The sequence below is a fragment of the Massilia solisilvae genome, from assembly GCF_024753215.1.
In the GTDB taxonomy this organism is placed as follows: domain Bacteria; phylum Pseudomonadota; class Gammaproteobacteria; order Burkholderiales; family Burkholderiaceae_D; genus Telluria; species Telluria solisilvae.
Genome location: NZ_JANUGV010000025.1, coordinates 1 through 445, shown reverse-complemented (window position 1 = coordinate 445; position 445 = coordinate 1). Strand labels below are relative to the sequence as shown.

At 66.5% G+C, this 445-nt stretch carries 1 protein-coding gene; it reads left to right on the top strand.

The features are described from left to right. A partial coding sequence (locus NX773_RS23450) for a cadherin-like domain-containing protein (protein WP_258858645.1) occupies window positions 1-445 on the top strand: 445 nt, incomplete at both ends.

Here is a 445-nt window from a genome sequence, read left to right as displayed (position 1 = left end):
TGACCTGCCGGTCGCTGCCGACGGGACGATCACGACCAACGAAGACACCAGGGCCACCGGCAACCTGCCGGCCGCGACCGATGTCGAGCACGATGCGATCACCTACGCCAAGGGCACGGGCCCGTCGCACGGCACGCTGGTGCTCAACGCCGACGGTAGCTACGAGTACACGCCGGCGGCCAACTACAACGGCCCGGACAGCTTCACCTACACGGTCAGCGACGGCTCGGGCAGCAATACCTACAACGTCAGCATCACGGTCAATCCGGTGAACGACGCGCCGATGCTGGCGGTTGCGCCCGTCACTGTGGGCCAGGGTGCGACCATCACGCTCGGCACGAGCTACCTGAACGCGACCGACGTTGATACCGGCAACGGCAGCCTGACGTACACCGTCACCAGCGCACCGGGCAAGGGCACCATCAAGGTCAACGGCACGGCGGCA